Raw genomic sequence first — 18,676 nt, forward strand, 5'->3', positions numbered from 1 at the left:
TGATTAAGTTCCCCCTTCGGGGGGATCCCTAGAAATTGGAAACACTAACGTAGGGACACGGCTCTTCTTGCAACGGAATATTTCGTTCCCCCTTCGGGGGGATCCCTAGAAATTGGAAACTTGCGTTTCCGCAGAGCCTCTGCCCTTAGCCAAGTACGTTCCCCCTTCGGGGGGATCCCTAGAAATTGGAAACGAGGAGAAGCCTGCCGACAAGGCTTCTCCTTCCGAGTTCCCCCTTCGGGGGGATCCCTAGGAATTGGAAACTTTGGAAACTCCCCCTGCTGTGTTCCAGGGATGATCTGGATCCCCTGAAGTTATCCCTTCAGAGGGATCCCTAGAAATTGGAAACCGCTCCCGGCATTCCGAGAGCGGCAAAGGTTTTAGCAGTGTTTTCCCTTCGGGGGGATCTTGAGAAGTCAGAAAGAAAAAACTAGCCCTTGATACACAGAATGGGTCTTAGGCGCGCTACGAGTTTCGCGATCTTGGCTTGGTCGGCAGCGCGCACAACTTTATCTACGTTTTTGTAGGCCTGGGGCGCTTCTTCGGCTACCCCCCGCAAAGAAGGGCTGCGGACGATGACGCCGCGCCGCCTCAGTTGTTCGACGATCTCCTGCCCTGTCCAGGCTTTGAGAGCTTGGTTGCGACTCATCGCCCTTCCGGCGCCGTGGCAGGCCGAGGAGAGGGAAAGGGCCTCACTTTGCTCCGTGCCGACCAGAATGTAGGAGGCCGTGCCCATGGAGCCGCCGATGATGACCGGCTGACCGATAGAGCGGAAAGCCTGAGGGATCTCTGGGTGGCCAGGCCCAAAAGCGCGCGTTGCCCCCTTGCGGTGGACGAACAGGCGACGTTTTTTCCCCTCTATCACGTGCGTCTCCTCCTTACAGGTGTTGTGGGAGACGTCGTAGATAAGGTCGAGTTCAGCCTTGGGAAAAAGCTCGGCGAATACCTGGCGCACCCAGTGGGTGATGATCTGGCGGTTGGCCAAGGCGCAGTTGATAGCTGCCCGCATTGCTCCCAGGTAGCTTTGCCCCACTTTGGACTTCAAGGGCGCACACGCCAGCTCGCGGTCAGGCAGCTCTATGCCGTGCTCTTTAGCCGCCTGTTGCATCTTCTTCAAATACTCCGTGCCAATCTGGTGACCCAAGCCCCGGGAGCCGCAGTGAATAGTAATGACCACTTCCCCCTGCTTGAGGCCGAAGCTCTCGGCAGCCTTGGGATCGTAGATCTCGTCAACAACCTGGACTTCGAGGTAGTGGTTACCTGAGCCTAGAGTCCCCATCTCCCGCCGCTGGCGCTCACGCGCATAGGCGGAGACTTCGCTCGGCATTGCTCCCCGCATGCGGCCATGTTCTTCGATGCGCTCCAGATCCTCTTTCTTGCCGTAGCCTTGAGCCACAGCCCATTCTGCTCCGCCTTCCAGCATGGCTTCCATCTCTTTGTCGCTCAAGGAGATCTTGCTGCGGCTGCCAAGCCCTACCGGTACGCTCGCATACAAGGCATTGGCTAAGGGTTCTGCCGCTTCCTCCACTTCTTCGCGCGTCAGCCCCGTCCGCAAGGTTCTCACGCCGCAGGAGATGTCAAAGCCCACGCCGCCGGCGGAAATCACCCCCCCTTCTTCCGCATCGAAAGCAGCCACCCCACCGATGGGAAAACCATAGCCCCAGTGGGCATCTGGCATCACGTAGCAGGCTCCCACGATCCCTGGCAAGGTGGTCACGTTGCTGGCCTGCTCGGCCACTTTGTCGTCCATCTCCCGGATTAACTCCTCATCGGCAAAGATCAAGACTGGGGCACGCATTTTGCCTTTAGGAGGAATGCGCCAGACAGTCTCATCTACACGCTCAAGTTTCTTGATATCCATAGACTGCCTCCTTTACACATCCACCACACACTGTGCCACCCAAAGCTCACCCTCTTGGGCTACCTTGAGTTGCGTGTAAGTTGCCCCTTTAACTTCTACTGCCGGTCGGTGCTTGGCGCGGTCAACTCTTTCCCCCCACAGGCTGGCCTTGAGATGGTCTTTTGCAAGATGCACTTCAACTTTCCCAAAGAGCATTCCTCTGACTGCCATCTCGTAGATCACTGCGTTCAGGAAATCCACCAACAACAGTTCCAGATCGCCTGAATTTTCTAGCTCAATCTCTAGCCGCTCCCTGGGAGCTACTTCATCCACGCTGGTGATCACCGCAGTCAGGGCCAAAGCTGCCTGGGCAAAAGCTTCCTCCGGGGTCGCCCCATAGCCGCGGACGCCGACATCGGCCATGTGTTCGAAATGATCCCATCTTGCCCGCGCCACGGTCGTCTCCTTGTTTTGTGCAGTCCTCAGTGCAGGCCAAAGACAAATACCGCCCAGGCTAAGGCGCGGCACTGCAGCTTACCGCGGGATCCCTGCAGATTGGGAATAAAAGCAGCCATGATACTACCATTGTATTCGTCTCTTATCCTGCCGAAAGTTCCTTAGGCTGGGGGGATCCTCCCACAAGATAAAGAAAGAGTGAAAAGGCCCAATGGTTTCGCCATCAGGCCCTCCTTGTCTAGGGGAGCTTCCCAGAAGAGAGAAGCTGCTGGTGTGACGACTAACGGGTAGACCAGTTTATCGTTATAGAACAAAGCGGCACCTTGGTCACCGCTTTGAGATTTGGCGTGGTATGCCCGGCCTTCCACTACCGTTTGTACCGCCTCCCAAGGCCATTGGTTCAGGCAGTAGTGGAGAACATCCTGAGGAGTAGCCTCAGCCTGTGGAGAATCTTTGTGGCGGATGGACTCCAACGCAAAGCCGACTACCAAAAGTTTTTGCGAAACTCCTCAATCTCATCCTCGTAAGACTCATACCACACAAAAGGATAGCTTGGTAGCCCCGCACTTGAGTGCGGGGCGGAAAAGCCCGCTAGCCACTTTAGTTGCTTACCCATGATGGGGGTCGTTGATATAGTTTCATAGCTCAAACAACCTGTCCCTGACTTCTCCTACCAAGACCTCTTTCCTTCTCTTTGGCCAAAAAATAAGATAAACAACCGCTAGCCCCACACCATGGTTGTAGTGATTGTACCGTTGACTTTCCTCTCGCACTATCGCTTACTTAGGTTGGAACAAAGAACAAAAACAAGAATGCGGTTTTAACCAAAACTTTGTTTTCGTCCCAACAGGTCGGTTCAAGGAGCGTATTGCGCAATTATGTCGGCATTATGGCATGGAGTTTATTGAGGTAGAGGAGGCGTACAGCTCGCAGGCAAGCTTCCTAGATAGAGATGAGCTACCTAGTTATGGTGAAAAACCCGACGGGTGGAGACCCGCTGGAAAGCGTGTCAAGCGGGGCCTGTACCAAACGGCAAAGGGGTGGTTGGTCAACGCTGAGGCAAATGCTGCCGCCAACCTGCTTAAGAAAGTCAGCAGAACCTTGGGGCTTTGCCTTCAGGAACTGTCTAGAGGCGCTTTGACAAAGCCTTTGCGACGACCGTGTAAGAATCCCCCGCCTTTAGACGGTGGGAGTGTCAAACTTCAGAGAACGGGTTGGTGGGGGAGCTGACCCTGAGAAAGTTTTGGATAGCAGCAACGGCTTGCCACACTCTTCCCTGGTCTGAGCGGTAACCAGCTTTATTTTTGAGCGACTGATAAACTCCTCTTTTTAGCTCGTAGCACAAGCTGCTGGGAACAAGGCATTGGCATCCTCCATTTGGTGGGAGCGGAAGTGGCGCCTGAAAGCTTCCACACAAGAAGCCAGAATCGTGATCTTGCTTTTTGGCTTGTTCAAAACAGCGGTGTTCAAGATGCGGTTCTGTTTAGCCCCGACTAGCTCCTGCCCTTCCACCAAAAGCAAGAGAAAACCGCTGTAGTTTTCCACAACTAGATACGGCACAACGCCGTTCTGATTGATTTCACTAATCGTTGCTTCCTGAGCTCCATGATCTGGAAGGCGATAGGCAGCCTCTCTCTGTATCCTCTGGAGAAAACAGCGGGAAAATCTGAAAGCCGCCCTACTGAATAGCACCACCAACTTGCAGTGTTGGCAGGTTCAGTTTGAGCATCGATTTCTCCTTTGGGCTTGCTAGCACTATCTCTTCAACTTCCTCCAGAGCTGCAGTGGTTGGCATTAACAACAGAAGCTGGGGAGCCGAGAAGAAGCAATGGCTTGAGCCGCTGCCGAGTAACAAACTGGAGAGACCGCATTTTACAATACATGTTGCGATTAGCCCTCAGCAGGGGGTTCCTGGAAGTGGAAAAAAGCCTTAGCATCTGGCATCGGCTGGCCCGCCGATATGGGCTTAGGCTCTTGAGTGCTGCCGATATAGCCGTCAATGGCTCGCGGCCCTGGGATCTGCAAATCCACGACGAGCGGCTCTACCTGCGCTGCCTGCTCTATGGATCCCTGGGCTTTGGCGAGGCCTACATGGAGGGCTGGTGGGATTGCGAGGCCATTGATGAGTTAGTTTGTCGTCTCCTAACTGCCCAGGCACCGCAGCAGGTGGGTTGGCTAATTCAGCCCCTACTTGGGCTGGACAGTCGCCTCATCAACCGCCAGCGGGGCAAGGGGGCATTTGTCATTGGCCGGCGCCACTATGACATTGGCAACGATCTCTATGAGGCCATGCTGGATCGCCGCATGATCTACAGCTGTGCCTATTGGGATGGGGGCGCGCAAACTCTGGATGAAGCCCAAGAAGCTAAGCTTGACCTCATTGCCCGCAAGCTGGAACTCCAACCCGGCATGCGGGTGCTCGACATCGGCTGTGGCTGGGGCGGCACAGCCCAGTACCTGGCCGAACGCTACGGGGTGCAGGTTGTGGGGATTACTGTTTCCAAAGAGCAAGCCAAACTGGCCAGCGAACGCTGCCGCGGCCTGCCGGTCGAGATTCGGTTAGAAGACTATCGCCAGACGCAGGGAAAGTTTGATCGGATCCTTTCTGTGGGCATGTTTGAGCATGTGGGCTACCGCAACTACCGAACATTTATGCAGGTAGCCCGTCGCCTCCTCAAAGACGATGGCTTGTTTCTTCTCCACACCATCGGCGCCAACGTTGCCTACCAGGGTCGGGATCCGTGGATTGAACGCTACATTTTCCCCAACTCGATGCTGCCCTCGCCTCGTCTGATAACAGCGGCTTTTGAGGGTCTGTTTGTACTGGAAGACTGGCACAACTTTGGGATCAACTACGTGGCCACCCTAAAAGCTTGGCACGCCAATTTTGAGCGGGCATGGCCACAACTGGCCGGCCGCTACGGCGAGCGCTTTCGCCGCCTGTGGCGGCTTTATTTGCTGATGAGCGCCGGCAGCTTCAAGGCCCGTGCCAGCCAGCTTTGGCAACTGGTCCTCTCGCCCAGGGGAGTAAGGGACGGCTATCGCTCGGTGCGGTAGCGAGAAGTCGGAATAGCCCTACCCACACGGCTTTTCCCAACTGCACAAGGGGTTCACAGATCGAGCCGGATCCCTGTCACGCAGAATAGGCTTCCCCCACGAAGAACAACGAACTCTGTCCAGAACAGGCCGCCACAGAGAAACCGCCGGCCCGGTAGGGATCCCTTGTCAAATCCTGTTTCAATCCACGAGCTCAAGGATCTCTGCAAACCCCAAGAGGGAGCCAGCTCTTAACGTCAGCTTAAATTCAGTCGTGTAGCCTGCTAATAAGCGCATACACTTATTGGCGCAAGGAGGGTGTCAAGATGAAAAAGCTGGCTGAGCTTCCCCTAATTAGTCTCCCGGTCGCCGCTTTGTTGACAGCATGGGCAGTGGCAACCTCGGCTCCTCCAGCAACAGGGGTTCCGGCTGGCGGGCGTGCTGCCTTGGTGGTGGCCTACAACAGTCCGGAGAAATGGGCGAACTGGGGCGAGGTGCTCAAGTCCTTCACTGCCAAAACTGGCCTGCAAGCCCCCTCGGATCCCAAGAATTCGGGCCAGACACTGGCTGCCCTCAAAGCTGAAGCCGCTGCCCCACAAGCGGATACTGCCTACTTCGGAATTGTCTTCGGCATTCAGGCCGCTGAGGCAGGTTTGCTGGAGCCCTACAAGCCAGCTGGGTTTGATGAGATCCCAGAGGGGCTGAAAGATCCCGAGGGCCGCTGGATGACGATTCATCAAGGAGCAGTAGCCTTCTTGGTCAACACCAAGGTACTGGGCAACGCGCCTGTCCCTCAGTGCTGGGCTGACCTGACCAAGAATGAATACAAGGGCAAGGTGGGTTTTCTGGATCCCACCCAAGCAGCAATTGGGTACTCGGTAGCTACAGCTGCTAACCTGGCGCTAGGCGGTACGCTGGAGAACTGGGATCCCGGCATTCGATACTTGGCTCAGCTTAAGGCCAACGACTTGCAGCTCCCAGCCCAGACAGCCACTGCCCTGGTTCAGCAGGGAGAGATTCCTATCCTGATCGATGCTGACTTCAACGGATATCAGCTCAAGAACAACGAGAATGCCCCGGTTGAAGTCGTGATCCCCTGCGAGGGCTCAATCGCTATTCCCTATGTGATTGGCTTGGTCAAGGGCGCACCCAATTCTGAGGGTGGCAAGAGGTTGATAGACTTCACGCTGTCGAACGAGGGTCAGGTGTTGTTTGCCAAGAGCTATCTGCGGCCCGTGCGGCAAGTAACTGTGGATCCCGGAATTGCTGCCAAGATGCTCCCGGCCAGCGCCTACGAAAAAGTAGCTGTGCCGGACTACGGGCAAATGCGCGCTGTGCAAGAGCGATTCAATGAGCGTTGGAAGGCCGAGGTAATCCGGTGATCTTGAGCACAAACTTTTGCTCTCTCGGGGGGTCGCGGGCAACAAGACAAGTATTGCTCGCGGCACCCGTTGTTCTACTGTTCGCCCTGGGGCTGCTGGTACCTCTAGTTGTGTTGCTTCGCCAGAGTCTGCTGGACGGGAGCAGCGGTCGCCTAACGCTGCAGAACTACGCGGCAGTTGTCACTTCACTGGCTTATCGCCGCGCTTTGCTCAACAGCGTGTTGATTGCTGTCGCCTCTACGCTGCTGGCGCTGATCTTGTGTTTTCCGGTGGCCATTTACATCGAGCGATCCAACGGCCCTTACCGAAATGCGTTGGCAATAGCCTTGACCGTACCGCTTAGCCTGCCTGGAATTGTCATAGGTTTCTTCGTCATCTTGTTCTTCGGAACGACCGGCGTTGTGCCGCAGCTTTTTCTGCTGCTGACAGGTGAACGCCAGCTAAGCCTTGCCTATACCTTTGGGGGGATGTTGCTGGGCTACTTGTATTTTCAAATCCCCCGTGTTGTGTTGGTGTTGCGTGGTGCAGTCTCAGCGCTATCGCAGGACGTGATCGACGTCAGCCGCACGCTAGGTGCCACCCCTTTGCAGGTTTACCTCAACGTGCTGATACCAACGCTTCTCCCGGCTTTGCTCAGCGCTGCCAGCGTCAGTCTGGCAACAGCCCTCGGGGCTTTTGGCACGGCAGCCACCCTAAGCCGTGGCTTTCGCGTGCTACCCCTTGAGATCGCTTCGTCATTCACAGAAAGCTTTCAACCAGAACGCGCGGCCAGCCTGAGCATTGCTCTCACTCTGCTGACTACGGCCATTCTACTGGGTCTGGGTCAGGTTGCTGAACGTGGCCTACAGCCTCATCGCCCGCCAGATATGTTGCAGAGGGAGCTGGTGAAGTGAAGCCACTAGCTTGCAAGCGCCAGCACGCAGCGGATCCCGTCACAGCGATTGGGCAGGGGTTCACCTTGGCTGCAGTGATCCTGTGCCTGGCACCAGTGCCCTTGCTGATTGTTGTGGCGACCACTGTTAACTGGCCGCTTGGTTTTTGGGCTGGCGGGGTCACCACCAACTGGCTGTGGCAGGGATGGGAAACTGTGCGACCCTACGCCCTCTTTAGCCTGCGCCTAGCCTGCACGGTGCTAGCAATTGACCTGGCTGTTGGTTTACCCGCCGCATGGCTTATTGCGCGGCATAACTTCATTGGCCGGCAGGCGCTGATGGCCTTGATCAATCTGCCGCTGGCCATCCCCGGCATTGCCATTGCCTTGGCTTTAATCTTGGCTTACCCAGCAGCTCGAGCCAGCGGGCTACTGCTTCTGCTCGGTCAAGTGATCTACACCCTACCGTTTCTGGTGGCAACCTTGGTGCCGGCGCTGGCCCAAGCGGCATTGATCGAGCGCGAAGCTGTGGCCTGCACCCTGGGCGCATCGGCCATGCAGCGGCTGTGGTATGTGACGCTCCCCTCGATCCGCAGCGCGTTGCTGGCTGCTTTGATTTTGGTGTTCACGCTGTCCATGGGGGAGTTCAATGTCTCGTTCTTCTTGTTCACCCCTCTGAACAAAACGCTGCCCATCGAGTTGTACTCGGCATACATCACCAACCGGGTGGAAGTGGCGGCGGCGATTACAGCCATTTTTCTCTTCTTCGTCGTGCCTGCTGCCATCGCCATTGAGTGGCTAGGCGGTAGCAAGATAGGACAAGCATGACCAGCCCAGCCTCTGTGGTATTCGATCACATCTTCTATGCCTACACCCCTGGACGTTGGGTGGTTCAGGACATTTGCCTGGAGGTGCAACCTGGGGAGATCGTGGTGTTGGTCGGCCCCAGTGGCTGTGGCAAGAGCACTCTGCTGCGCTTGGTAGCCGGTTTGCTGATCCCTACCCAGGGCCGTCTTTTGCTCGATGGGATCAACACAAGTACGTTAGCACCGGAGAAGCGACTTGTGGGTTGGGTTCCCCAGAGTTATGCCCTGTTTGAGCATCTAAATGTTCGGGATAACGTGGCTTTCGGACTGCGCATGCGCCGGGTGGCAAAAGAAGCAATGAGCCGGCGCATCAGCGAGATGCTGGAACTTTGCCGCATCGCTGAGCTGGCCGACCGACCAGTTACCCAACTCTCTGGAGGTCAGCGCCAGCGCGTGGCTATTGCCCGGGCCCTAGCTGTGTCGCCGCGCGTGCTATTGCTGGACGAGCCTCTGGCTGCCCTGGATCCCCAACTGCGGGCAGCTATCCGGGCTGACTTGCAAGTTCTGCTGCGCGCCAGTGGCGTGACAACCCTCTTCGTCACCCACGATCAGGAGGAAGCCCTGGCCATTGCCGACCGAGTAGCTGTGCTGCAGGCTGGTCAAGTAGAACAATTCGGGACACCGCAGCAGATCTGGCAGTCACCAGCCAACTCGTTTGTTGCCCAGTTCTTTGGCGGCGCAACTGTGCTTACAGCTCGGCGCATCGGCCCAGGCCGCGTGCGTCTCGCACCCGGACTAGAAGCCGACGTTCCTTTGCATTGTGACGACCAAGTGGTACAAGTGGCAGTTCGCAGCGGCGATCTGGAGCTTCTGCCCGAGGTTAGCCCATCGACGGAAGCAGGGCAGTTCATCCCCATGACCGTTGAGTTTGCAGGCGATGCCTTTAGGATCACTGGAGAACTGATAGGCGCAGGTAGAGTCACGCTTCTGCACAACCGACCGGTTATCCCAGGGCAGAGATATCCTGTTCGCGCCAAGCCGGGCCACATCCTTTCTACCGTTGGCCAGTGTCCCTACTGCAACCAAGCTAGGGATCCCAGTCAAAGCGGATAACTTTTGCCAGAGACAACTGAGTTATCGAGCTGGCCTGCGAAGACACCGAAGGATTGGTTTACCCTGAACACCTGGGATAATCAGCTATCTGCTGTTGTCGGCTTGGCCGTGAAGGCAGTTCTCCAACTTCAACTCGCGCCTCCTTTTGCCGTATGCTTTCCAGAGTTGAAGCAGGTTGATACTGCCAAGGGAGCCCTGCCGGACGGTGAGTAACTTTGCAGCCTCTCCTACCTTGATCTCCTACCTTGTCAGTGTCTTGTCGGGGGCAAAGGGTACCTATACAATCACGACTTCAACAGACGCTGACCTACAGGTTCTCAGAAGGCTAGCTATCTCTTGCTGCTCAAGCACTTCGTAGCAGCAAGCCCACGCACTTACTATGGGCAAACCAGCAGGAGCACGGATGGCTACAGCGAACGACGGCACCCCAGCCAAATCTCGACCTGGCAGACGCTGGGCAAAATCAGCCGACCTGCTCGCGCAAGGAAAGCTCAAACTCCGACCTGCTAAGTCTGGCCAAACGCCGCAGCAATTGGTGTACACAAAGCTACGGGAGATGATCCTGAACAGCAAGCTGCAACCGGGCGAGTGGCTGCGCCAAGAGCAGTTGGCCTCTCTTTTCGGCGTCAGCCGCACACCTATTCGCGAGGCCCTGCGCATGCTGAGCCAGGAACACCTGGTTGAGTTTGTTACCAACTATGGGGTGCGGGTGGTGCCGCTCAGTTGGGAGGAATTTGAAGAACTCTATGCGATGCGCATTGGGCTGGAAGGGTTGGCTGCACGACTGGCTGCCGAGCAAGCTACTCCGTCGGACGTGGCCGAATTGCGAAAACTCTTAGCTGCCATTACAACGCTGGCCGATGGCACGGATCTATGGACCTATCTGCGCGAGGAGTGGCACTTTCGTCTCAGGTGTTACGCCATCACGGGTCGGGAACAGCTGATCCAGCGGATCAGGAATCTGCGCGAGCACGCCGAGCGGTATCTAAGGCTGGCCTATAACGTTGAAGGCAAGATGCAGGAGTCGCTTGACTTTCATCGCAAGCTGCTAGAAGCAATTGCCATCCACGACGGAGCTGCTGCCGAGCGGATCAACCAAGAGGCACTGCGCTGGACGCTGGCCAACGCCGGCCCAGTCGTGCGCGCCAGTCAAGCGCTGCAGAGACCGCTGGATAAAGCAGCCGGTGACTAGAGAATGGCTTGGCCGACGGCGGAGCTGTCAGCGCAAAAGCCAATTGCGCCGATCCAGCACGGGATCCACTTCCACAACGTCCAGTGATCCAATCCTTCTGCAGCAGCCATCCCTCTCAGCCCAGTAGGGATCCCCTGCCGCATGCTTGGAATCTTCCGGATCCCGGCTGAGCAACTGACTCCCCTGGGAAGGGTGTTATTATGGATCTGATTATCATTCTCATCAGACGAGCTGGCGGATGCCCAAAGCTCTGCGGCAAATTATTGAGCGCTTCCAAAAAGCCAAAACTTCTAAGCAGAAGTACGAGCTTCTGTTGGCTTATGCCAAACGGCTGCCCCCTTTCCCCGAGTCGCAGCGAACAGAGGAGAATCTGGTGCGGGGTTGTGCCTCGCGGGTGTGGCTGGCCACCGAGCTAAAAGACGGCAAGGTCTACATCCAAGGGGATGCCGATGCCCAGTTGGTCAAGGGCTTGGTGGCTGTTTTGGCGGAGGGGTTGAGCGGTCTGCGCCCAGAGGAGATCCTGGAGGTTTCCCTAGAGTTTGTGCGGGAGATGGGCCTCAACTTTAGCCTTAGCCCTTCCCGCAGCAATGGCCTGGTGAGCATGTTTTCGCTGCTGCAGCAGCGGGCCTTGGCTTTTCAGAAGTCAGGCGCTTCCGGCTCTGCTGTCTCTGTCGTCTTGTGAGGTACTAAGGCTCATGGCTGATAAAGCTAACTCTCTGCGTTCGGCTCGACCTGTGCGGTCACTGGTCTCGCTGGTGGCCGCCCTCTCGGTCGGGATCCTGGGCGGCTTGCAGATGCGCCAAGAACAGTCCCAGGCGCAGCAGGGATCCACCCCCCCGAAGGTGGTGACCACGATCCTGCCGATAACGCAATTTACCCGCGCGGTGGCCGGGGAGCGGGCCGAGGTGACGCCTCTCATTCCGCCCCAGATGGGACCCCACGACTTTCAGGCTCGACCGGAAGAGGCGCGTCTGCTGGCCCAGGCGGATGTGCTGGTGATCAATGGGTTGGGAATGGAGACCTTCCTGGAGGGATTGATTGCCAATGCTGGGAATCCGAAGCTGCGCATCATTGATAGCAGCCAAGGGATCCCGACCTTGCGGACTGAGGAGCCAGAACATGGGCACTCCCACAGCCATGGGCATGGGCATTCTCACGGTCATGGGCACTCTCATGGGCACAGCCATGGGCATGGGCATTCTCACGGTCATGGACACTCTCATGGGCACAGCCACGGCAAGTTGAACCCCCACATCTGGCTAGATCCCAGGCGGGCCATTCAGCAGGTGGAAAACATCCGCGACGGCCTGATTGCTGTGGATCCAGAAGGGGCAGAGATTTACCGCGCCAATGCTGCCGCCTTTATCGAGCAACTGGAAGCTTTGGATAAAGAAATCGAGCAGAAATTGGCGCCCTTTGCCGGCAGAAAGTTTGTGGTCTTCCACGACTTTGCCCCCTATTTTGCTGAGCGCTACAACCTCAAAGCGGAGTTCTTGGTGGAGATCCCGGAAGCCAGCCCCTCCCCTGAGGATGTGCGGCGGGTGATGGATACGGTACGGCAATCGGGCCTGAAGACGATCCTAGTGGAACCTCAGGTGGGGAGTGACAACCCCTTTGAGGTTTTGGCCAGAGATCTGGGGGTACAGGTTCGCGTGTTCGATCCCATCGAAACCGCCGGCCCGGAGGGGATCGAGCCGGAATACTACCTAGCCATCATGCGGCAAAACGTGGAGAACCTGGTCTCCGCCTTTGAGAAGGAAAAGGCCTGGGTTCCCCTGCAGTTGCCCGTGGTGGGCCAAGCTGCCCTCGAACACCTGCTGGCGAGGGGGCGATGACCTCCCACTTGGGCGAAGTTGTCCTTTGGGTGGAGGGGCTGACGGTCTATCGGGGATCCCAGCTGGCTGTGCAGAATGTGTCGTTTGCGCTGGAGGCGGGATCCCATACCGCCATTGTCGGCCCCAATGGTGCCGGCAAGAGCACGTTGGTGCAGGCCATCCTGGGCATCCTGCCGCGGCAGTGTGGCTCGATTGGCATTCTGGGAGAGCCGCTGCGCCTGTCGGGGTACTTGCCCCAGAAAGTGCGGCAGCAGATTGCCTACGTGCCCCAGCGGTTGCAGTTCAACCCCGCCATTCCCCTGACCGTGGCCGAGTTTGTCGCCCTGGGCTGGGGATCCCTCAGACCCCGCTGGCCCTGGCAGCAGCAAGCTGCTCGGCAGGAAGCCGTCCAGAAAGCCCTGCAACGGGCCGAGGCTCTACACCTGGCCTCTAAACTCCTGGGTCAACTAAGCGGCGGCGAGCTGAAACGGGTGTTGCTGGCCTATTGTCTAGTTTGGCCGCGGCGGCTCCTAGTGCTGGACGAGGCCCCCGCTGGCCTGGATAGCCCCAGTGAAGGGGAGTTCTATCGGCTGTTGGAAGAGCTGCGCCGATCCCTGGGCTGGGCCATTTTGCAGGTCTCCCACGACCTGGAGATGGTCTCTCGCCACTGCGACCGCGTGTTGTGCCTCAACCGCTCCCTGATCTGCCAGGGATCCCCCAGCGTGACGCTGTTGCCCGAGGTGTTGAGTCAGGTCTATGGGCCGGAGTTTGCCCGCTACATCCACCATCACTGAGGAGAAAAAATGCCGGAGACCTGGGCGCGGGTGGTGGAATTGCTGCAGTTGCCCTTCATGCAGCGGGCCCTGCTGGGCGGGATCCTCACAGGGGTGACGGGGGGACTGCTGGGCAGTTTTGTCATCTTTCGGCAGTTGGCGTTTTTTAGCGATGCCCTGGGGCATTCGGCGCTCTTGGGTATTGTCGTGGGAGTAGCCCTGGGGCTGAATCCTACGGCGGTGCTGATGGTGTTTGGGGTGGTGTTTGCCCTGGGCGTGGCCTTTATCCTGGAACGCACCCAGCTTTCGCCGGATACGGTGCTGAACATCATCTACTCTTCCTCCCTGGCCCTGGCCATCATCGGCCTCAGCCTGATCCCCGGCTACCGCGGCAACCTCAACCAACTGCTCCTCGGGGACATCCTGGGCATCAGCCCGCCGGCCCTCTGGATGAGCGGCCTGCTCCTGCTGCTGGCCCTGGGGTACATTGGGCTGACTTTGACTGCCCAGATGTTGCTGACCCTGGATGAGTCGTTGGCGCGGGCGCGGGGGGTGGAAGTGGGCTGGCAGCGGCTGGCCTTTGTGGTGTTGCTGGCCCTGGTGGTGGCCCTGTCGATCCGCTCGGTGGGGGTGCTGCTGGTAAGCGCCTTTGTGGTCATCCCCGCTTCGACGGCGCGGCTTTTGGGATCCCGCTTTACAACCTATGTGTTGCTGGCCATGGGTTTCGGGGGCTTGAGCGCGGTGCTGGGGATCCTCCTCTCGGCCGCCTTCAACCTGCCCTCCGGCCCCAGCATCGTGGCCACCCAGTTGCTGTTTTTTCTCCTGGCTATGGCGGCCAAGGGGGCGTCGCAACTGCTGCGGCTTTAGCCAGGTGCGGGGATCTCCTCACGAACCTGGCCAAACAGGCGGCGGTAGCTCTCTGGAAAGACCTGGCCCATCAGGGTGGGCTGCTCGTAGACCCGCTTGAGGGTGTTGAGATCCCGCTTGGTAATGGTGGGCACCCGCAGCAGGCGGCGATTGCCAGTAGCCTCGGCGTGGTGGCCGCCGTACATCAGATCCCGCGGGTTGGGACTATGGCCCCACAGCCCCAGCCCATGGCCAATCTCGTGCCGAGCCACTGCCGTAACTTCTGCCAGCCCCTGGCCTTCGGCGATGACAATGCGCACCCGCTGCTGCAGCGAGCCATCGGCGGCAAAGAAAAACTCTGGGCGCGCTGCCCCCGCTATCCCGTCGCCAATGCCAGGAACGCGATAAATGCTCATCCCGTAGAGGGCCTCTTCCTCTTTGGCCACCACCCGCATCGGGATATAAGCAGACCACTCCTTCACCGCCTGCTCCACAAAGGTTTTCCACTGGGGGTGATCCCCCTGGATGTAGACGGGGACGGGATAGAAGGCCCACTGGGCATAAGCTCCGCCCGGCAGCAGCGGCTCGATTTCTTCGAAGTAGTCTCCCGCCGATTTGTCGTAGGTGTAGCGGGCTAGGCCGGGGGGCAACTTGAGGCGAACCGGCTGCGGCAGCTCTTCCAGCGACCTCTGCGCCTGGGCCAGGGATCCCACCCCTCCTACCGCCAGAGCCAGGAGCATTGCGCAGGCAATAACCCCAAGCTGAAGGACGTGACGCCGCCGCCAGGCCATACCTTGGTTTTCTCCCTTCCTGATTAAAGGCTATTGGCTGGGGAAGCCAACGTCGAGGGCAGGCGAGGGATCCCCTGTCCTAGAAGCGGCAAATTGGCTACACTGAGAGTCTGCTGTCCCTAGCTTGGCCAAAGGTTTCCCATGCAGCTTCGTCTTGGCGAGCCCCCTCTAACGCAGGCAGAATGTGCCCTGGTCTACTGCTTTGCCCCCAGCGGCGAAAACGCCACCTTCTCGCTGCCTGCCGAAATTGCTTCCTTGGACGAGAAAGTGTGGTCGGGGTTGGTGGCGGAAGCAGCTCAAGAACAGAAGTTCCAGGGCAAGCCCAACAGCAGCCTCGCCCTGCGCCTGCCGGGGCCTATCCGCAAGCTGGTGCTGGTGGGGCTGGGGGATCCCGCCGCGCTGACTCTGGAAGCGCTGCGACGGGCTACTGCCAACGGCCTGCGCCAGGCCCACAGCCTCAAGGCCAAGCAGGTGGTGCTGTCCTTGCCAGACACTGGGCTGGATCAGGTGCGGGCGGTGCAGGCGGTGGCCGAAGCCAGCCTCCTGGTGGCCCACCAGGACAACCGCTTCAAATCTCCCCCTAAGCCCGAGGAAGAGCGCGGCTTTGCCGTTGAAGAAGTCACGCTCTTGGTGCCGGGGCTGGCCCAGGCCCGCCAGGACTATGAGAATGCCCTGCAACGGGCCACCGAGATGGCCGCCGGGACAATCCTGGCCCGCGAGCTGGTGGCCGCCCCGGCCAACGTCGTCACGCCTCCTGCCCTGGCCGAAACTGCCCGGCAACTGGCCCAAGACTACGGCCTAGAGGTGGAGATCCTGGGGCGGGAAGAGTGCCAAGCCCTGGGGATGGGGGCCTTCCTCGGCGTGGCCCAAGCCTCGGATCTGCCGCCTCAGTTCATCCACCTCACCTACAAGCCCAAGGAAGGGGAGCCTGTTGCCAAGTTGGCCTTGGTGGGCAAGGGCCTCACCTTCGACTCCGGCGGCCTCAACATCAAAACCGACTCCCGCAGCATTGCCATGATGAAAACTGACATGGGCGGGGCGGCAGCCGTCTTGGGAGCTGCGCGAGCCCTGGCCGCCCTCAAGCCGCAGGTAGAGGTGCACTTTATCGTCGCTGCCACCGAAAACATGATCAGCGGCCGGGCCCTCCACCCCGGTGACATCCTCACCGCTTCCAACGGCAAGACCATCGAGGTCAACAACACCGATGCCGAGGGCCGCCTCACCCTGGCCGATGCCTTGGTGTTTGCTGAAAAGCTGGGGGTGGACGCCATTGTTGACCTAGCAACCCTGACCGGTGCCTGTGTTATTGCGCTGGGAGAAGAAATTGCCGGCCTCTTTACCCCCAATGAGGTCCTGGCTCAAGAGCTGCAGCAGGCGGCCAACCTCTCCGGCGAAAAGATCTGGCGCCTGCCCTTGGAAGAGAGCTACTTTGAGGGCCTCAACTCCAGCGTGGCCGACATGAAGAACACCGGCCCCCGCTCCGGCGGCTCCATCACTGCCGCCCTCTTCCTTAAGCAGTTTGTGGAGAAAACCCCCTGGGCCCACCTAGACATAGCTGGCCCCGTCTGGGCTGAAAAAGACTCGGGCTACACCAACAAAGGCGCCACTGGCTACGGCGTGCGCACCCTCGTGGAATGGGTCTTGGCACGGGAGATGGCAGCCGCCTCCTCTTAGCCTCGCTGCCTGCTGTTGTCTGCTGGTTCCAAAGTCCTGCGCAAGTGTTGGGGGGTGACGCGGCAGCGGCACCGAGCCTCTGCTGAGGTTGTACTCAGAAGCGAAAGACCTAGAAGCAGTGAACGCCCTCCTGGATTGGGCAGCCGGCTTGATCAGCCAGGTTGATTGAGGTTGATGCGGATCCCTTGCGTGGTGGCCGCATCCTAACCCTGTGTTTTTGGATTCTCCTCAAACCCACAGCCGCGGGCTAGAAGAAGGTCACACTCACAGGCGGCGCTATCACTGGGGCTGCCTCGTTGCTGGTGAGTGTGGTAGGAGGATTGATGTACGTACCTGCTGCGCTAGAAGTAACGTTCACTGAAATCATGCACATAGTGCCAGCAGGCCGAGTTCCATTCGAGAAAGTAATAGACGTTCCACCCACAGCCACGTTAAGTACACCACCGCAAGTATTGGTCGAAAAGGGAGGACTAGCAATAACGAGCCCAGTAGGTAAGATGTCTGTAAAGGCAAGGCCGGTCAGAGGGGTAGCCGTGTTGTTGGTGATGGTAAAGGTCAAAGGTACAGGAGTATTAATTGCAAAAGATGTACCTGGAAATGCTTTAGTGAAAACCGGAAAAGTTGGACCCACCACGAGAGTTACAGTCCCACTTTGCGCAGGGGGAGCTTGGGCGCTGGTGAGAGTTACAGGGGGATTGACGTAAGTGCCTAGAGTCCCAGCAACAACCTGAACAGTCACTGCACAAGTTGCATTGGCAGCCAGTATTCCACCGTTCAGGGCAATTGAGGCTCCGCCTGCAGCCGCAGCAACTGATCCACCACAGGTATTGGTGAAGTTGAGCGGAGTGGCAACAGACAACCCTGCAGGCAGGCTGTCTGCAAAGTTGAGGCCGGTTAGTTGAATCCCTGAGTTATTAACAATCGTGAAGATAACCGTTACAGTTACAGGGGCACCCACTGCTGAAGCAGGATTAAAGCTCTTAGTGAACGCTGGAGCAGCCAAGGGGCCTGGGGGCAAGCCAATAATGCTAGGAGAGGGATTTGGAGTGGGCAGGGGCGGGATCGTCGGCGCCGACACAGGAGGGGGCACAAGAGGGCTGGGTTGACCTGGGGGAACAGATCCAATCGGAGGAGTGGATGGCAGCCCTACCCCCGTTCCTCCGGGTTCTGTATTCGGGTTTTGCACAGGGATGATTGGCCCTGGCAGCGAGCTGATTGGATTCCCCTCTTTAGTTTGTTGACAAGCTGTTAGCAAGCCCAAGCACAAGCAAGCCAAAACCCCAGCTACTTTTCCCGTTTTCATTCCCTCATCCTCCTGCCATTCAACTCTCTCGTGGCACAAACCCAAACAGCCTTACTCAGCTCCAGCTTAGGTGGCTTGGGCGCGCGCTTCCAGCCTCAGAGCTTGACCAAATGAATCTCGAATGACCACGATTACCAAAACCGTTTCTCCCGCAGCAACGTTGGTGTTGTAGGCGGCTGGATCCGCCGGGAAGGTGAAGCCGTTGGTAAGCGTGATCTCGTTGCGACCTATTAGAGTATTTCTAAACTGCTCGATTGCCGTCGGCAAAAAGATGCTGGTAATATCCGTGCCGCGACTGATGTTGAAAAACTGAACCTCTACGCTCCTGATCACTCCTGGAGCACGCAAGTCTGTCAGAGTGATGGTTACGAAAGCGGATCTCACCAGGCCGATCTGAAAAGAGCCTGCCAAGCTAGGCGGATCCGGTAGGTCGGGCTGGATGGGCGGCGGGGTGATGGGGGCGAAATCCGGACCAGGGCGGAAGGTGATAGGCGTGAGATTGGGGGCAATCGTGGGGGCAACGGCCACAGGAGGAGGCGTGGCACCGCTAGAAGCCAGTAGAGGCGGCACCCCGCTGGTGGTCTCGCTACTGCAGCCGGTAATTAGCGCAACCGAAGCACAGGTTGCCCAAAGAGAGAGGCCGCCACGGCCAAGGGCTGAGCCAAAACGTCGTCTCATCGAAAAATCTCCACTCACTCACACCACAGCAAACGTCTTAGGCAGCGTCCAGCGGGGATCCACCGAGCTTGCTCAAGTCTTATGCATCTGCACAATTTCAA

16 protein-coding genes, 2 pseudogenes and 1 CRISPR repeat array are annotated in these 18,676 nt (G+C 58.2%); of the genes and pseudogenes, 12 read left to right on the plus strand and 6 right to left on the minus strand.

Annotation, left to right across the window (positions count from 1 at the left end):
• The first annotated feature begins 7 nt into the window (after positions 1–7).
• Positions 8–424: direct repeats of the CRISPR family, unit length 36 nt; unit sequence GTTCCCCCTTCGGGGGGATCCCTAGAAATTGGAAAC.
• A gap of 6 nt (positions 425–430) precedes the next feature.
• The 3 genes and pseudogenes from SYN63AY4M2_RS08870 to SYN63AY4M2_RS08885 form a co-directional block, all read right to left on the minus strand.
• Positions 431–1,798, minus strand: a complete 1,368-nt coding sequence (locus tag SYN63AY4M2_RS08870; protein WP_276307419.1) for an RtcB family protein — start codon at positions 1,796–1,798, stop codon at positions 431–433.
• Positions 1,799–1,873: 75 nt separating this feature from the next.
• Entirely contained in the window at positions 1,874–2,296 is a 423-nt protein-coding gene (locus SYN63AY4M2_RS08875) for an archease (RefSeq protein ID WP_099835756.1), read from the minus strand.
• 641 nt (positions 2,297–2,937) lie between these two features.
• Positions 2,938–3,069, minus strand: a pseudogene (locus tag SYN63AY4M2_RS08885) (IS200/IS605 family transposase); the annotation flags it as partial.
• Positions 3,070–4,177: 1,108 nt separating this feature from the next.
• Between SYN63AY4M2_RS08885 and cfa the strand changes: the two are divergent.
• From cfa to SYN63AY4M2_RS08950, 10 genes are all read left to right on the plus strand, one after another.
• Positions 4,178–5,353, plus strand: a complete 1,176-nt coding sequence (gene cfa, locus SYN63AY4M2_RS08900; RefSeq protein ID WP_240527806.1) for a cyclopropane fatty acyl phospholipid synthase — start codon at positions 4,178–4,180, stop codon at positions 5,351–5,353.
• A gap of 305 nt (positions 5,354–5,658) precedes the next feature.
• Positions 5,659–6,714 (plus strand): extracellular solute-binding protein, encoded by a 1,056-nt coding sequence (locus SYN63AY4M2_RS08905; protein ID WP_099812785.1) that lies wholly within the window; start codon positions 5,659–5,661, stop codon positions 6,712–6,714.
• A 2-nt stretch (positions 6,715–6,716) separates the two neighbouring features.
• The gene (locus SYN63AY4M2_RS08910; RefSeq protein WP_168175105.1) at positions 6,717–7,607 is read left to right on the plus strand and encodes an ABC transporter permease subunit; all 891 of its coding nucleotides are present in this window, start codon (positions 6,717–6,719) and stop codon (positions 7,605–7,607) included.
• Entirely contained in the window at positions 7,604–8,413 is an 810-nt protein-coding gene (locus tag SYN63AY4M2_RS08915) for an ABC transporter permease subunit (protein WP_099812787.1), read from the plus strand. The genes SYN63AY4M2_RS08910 and SYN63AY4M2_RS08915 overlap by 4 nt, the downstream gene beginning before the upstream one ends.
• A complete protein-coding gene (locus SYN63AY4M2_RS08920) occupies positions 8,410–9,504 on the plus strand; it encodes an ABC transporter ATP-binding protein (protein ID WP_099812788.1) in 1,095 nt (364 codons plus the stop codon). Before SYN63AY4M2_RS08915 ends, SYN63AY4M2_RS08920 begins: the two co-directional genes overlap by 4 nt.
• A gap of 403 nt (positions 9,505–9,907) precedes the next feature.
• Positions 9,908–10,696, plus strand: coding sequence for a GntR family transcriptional regulator (locus SYN63AY4M2_RS08930; protein WP_276307448.1), 789 nt, complete (start codon positions 9,908–9,910; stop codon positions 10,694–10,696).
• Positions 10,697–10,934: 238 nt separating this feature from the next.
• Positions 10,935–11,378 (plus strand): SufE family protein, encoded by a 444-nt coding sequence (locus SYN63AY4M2_RS08935; RefSeq protein WP_099812791.1) that lies wholly within the window; start codon positions 10,935–10,937, stop codon positions 11,376–11,378.
• 52 nt (positions 11,379–11,430) lie between these two features.
• Complete coding sequence (locus SYN63AY4M2_RS08940) at positions 11,431–12,531, plus strand: zinc ABC transporter substrate-binding protein (RefSeq protein WP_240530520.1); 1,101 nt, start codon at positions 11,431–11,433, stop codon at positions 12,529–12,531.
• Complete coding sequence (locus tag SYN63AY4M2_RS08945) at positions 12,528–13,304, plus strand: metal ABC transporter ATP-binding protein (RefSeq protein ID WP_206337010.1); 777 nt, start codon at positions 12,528–12,530, stop codon at positions 13,302–13,304. Before SYN63AY4M2_RS08940 ends, SYN63AY4M2_RS08945 begins: the two co-directional genes overlap by 4 nt.
• 9 nt (positions 13,305–13,313) lie before the next feature.
• On the plus strand, positions 13,314–14,150 hold the full coding sequence (locus SYN63AY4M2_RS08950; protein ID WP_099887330.1) for a metal ABC transporter permease: 837 nt from the start codon (positions 13,314–13,316) through the stop codon (positions 14,148–14,150).
• Here the strand turns inward: SYN63AY4M2_RS08950 and SYN63AY4M2_RS08955 are convergent.
• Complete coding sequence (locus SYN63AY4M2_RS08955) at positions 14,147–14,920, minus strand: hypothetical protein (RefSeq protein WP_099887331.1); 774 nt, start codon at positions 14,918–14,920, stop codon at positions 14,147–14,149. The genes SYN63AY4M2_RS08950 and SYN63AY4M2_RS08955 overlap by 4 nt on opposite strands.
• 141 nt (positions 14,921–15,061) lie before the next feature.
• On the opposite strand from SYN63AY4M2_RS08955, the gene SYN63AY4M2_RS08960 reads away from it, so the two are divergent.
• Together SYN63AY4M2_RS08960 and SYN63AY4M2_RS08965 are read left to right on the plus strand one after the other, a co-directional pair.
• Positions 15,062–16,594, plus strand: a complete 1,533-nt coding sequence (locus SYN63AY4M2_RS08960) for a leucyl aminopeptidase (protein WP_099887332.1) — start codon at positions 15,062–15,064, stop codon at positions 16,592–16,594.
• Between the two features lie 70 nt (positions 16,595–16,664).
• A pseudogene (locus tag SYN63AY4M2_RS08965) lies at positions 16,665–16,763 on the plus strand (hypothetical protein); the annotation flags it as partial.
• Positions 16,764–16,841: 78 nt separating this feature from the next.
• On the opposite strand, the gene SYN63AY4M2_RS13625 reads toward SYN63AY4M2_RS08965, so the two are convergent.
• Both SYN63AY4M2_RS13625 and SYN63AY4M2_RS08970 read right to left on the minus strand, forming a co-directional pair.
• Positions 16,842–17,597: a hypothetical protein gene (locus SYN63AY4M2_RS13625; RefSeq protein ID WP_168174266.1), complete on the minus strand. Its 756-nt coding sequence runs from the start codon at positions 17,595–17,597 to the stop codon at positions 16,842–16,844.
• 366 nt (positions 17,598–17,963) lie between these two features.
• Positions 17,964–18,575, minus strand: coding sequence for a hypothetical protein (locus SYN63AY4M2_RS08970; protein WP_099884695.1), 612 nt, complete (start codon positions 18,573–18,575; stop codon positions 17,964–17,966).
• Positions 18,576–18,676: the final 101 nt, after the last annotated feature.

This window comes from Synechococcus sp. 63AY4M2 (assembly GCF_002760475.1).
Lineage (GTDB): Bacteria > Cyanobacteriota > Cyanobacteriia > Thermostichales > Thermostichaceae > Thermostichus.

Excerpts from the sequence above, each read along its gene's own strand:
- SYN63AY4M2_RS08930 (WP_276307448.1), top strand. The coding sequence starts at position 9,908 with ATGGCTACAGCGAACGACGGCACCCCAGCCAAATCTCGACCTGGCAGA.
- cfa (WP_240527806.1), top strand. The coding sequence starts at position 4,178 with ATGTTGCGATTAGCCCTCAGCAGGGGGTTCCTGGAAGTGGAAAAAAGC.
- SYN63AY4M2_RS08905 (WP_099812785.1), top strand. The coding sequence starts at position 5,659 with ATGAAAAAGCTGGCTGAGCTTCCCCTAATTAGTCTCCCGGTCGCCGCT.
- SYN63AY4M2_RS08960 (WP_099887332.1), top strand. The coding sequence starts at position 15,062 with ATGCAGCTTCGTCTTGGCGAGCCCCCTCTAACGCAGGCAGAATGTGCC.
- SYN63AY4M2_RS08935 (WP_099812791.1), top strand. The coding sequence starts at position 10,935 with ATGCCCAAAGCTCTGCGGCAAATTATTGAGCGCTTCCAAAAAGCCAAA.
- SYN63AY4M2_RS08950 (WP_099887330.1), top strand. The coding sequence starts at position 13,314 with ATGCCGGAGACCTGGGCGCGGGTGGTGGAATTGCTGCAGTTGCCCTTC.
- SYN63AY4M2_RS08920 (WP_099812788.1), top strand. The coding sequence starts at position 8,410 with ATGACCAGCCCAGCCTCTGTGGTATTCGATCACATCTTCTATGCCTAC.
- SYN63AY4M2_RS08870 (WP_276307419.1), bottom strand. The coding sequence starts at position 1,798 with ATGCGTGCCCCAGTCTTGATCTTTGCCGATGAGGAGTTAATCCGGGAG.
- SYN63AY4M2_RS08955 (WP_099887331.1), bottom strand. The coding sequence starts at position 14,920 with ATGGCCTGGCGGCGGCGTCACGTCCTTCAGCTTGGGGTTATTGCCTGC.
- SYN63AY4M2_RS08945 (WP_206337010.1), top strand. The coding sequence starts at position 12,528 with ATGACCTCCCACTTGGGCGAAGTTGTCCTTTGGGTGGAGGGGCTGACG.
- SYN63AY4M2_RS08970 (WP_099884695.1), bottom strand. The coding sequence starts at position 18,575 with ATGAGACGACGTTTTGGCTCAGCCCTTGGCCGTGGCGGCCTCTCTCTT.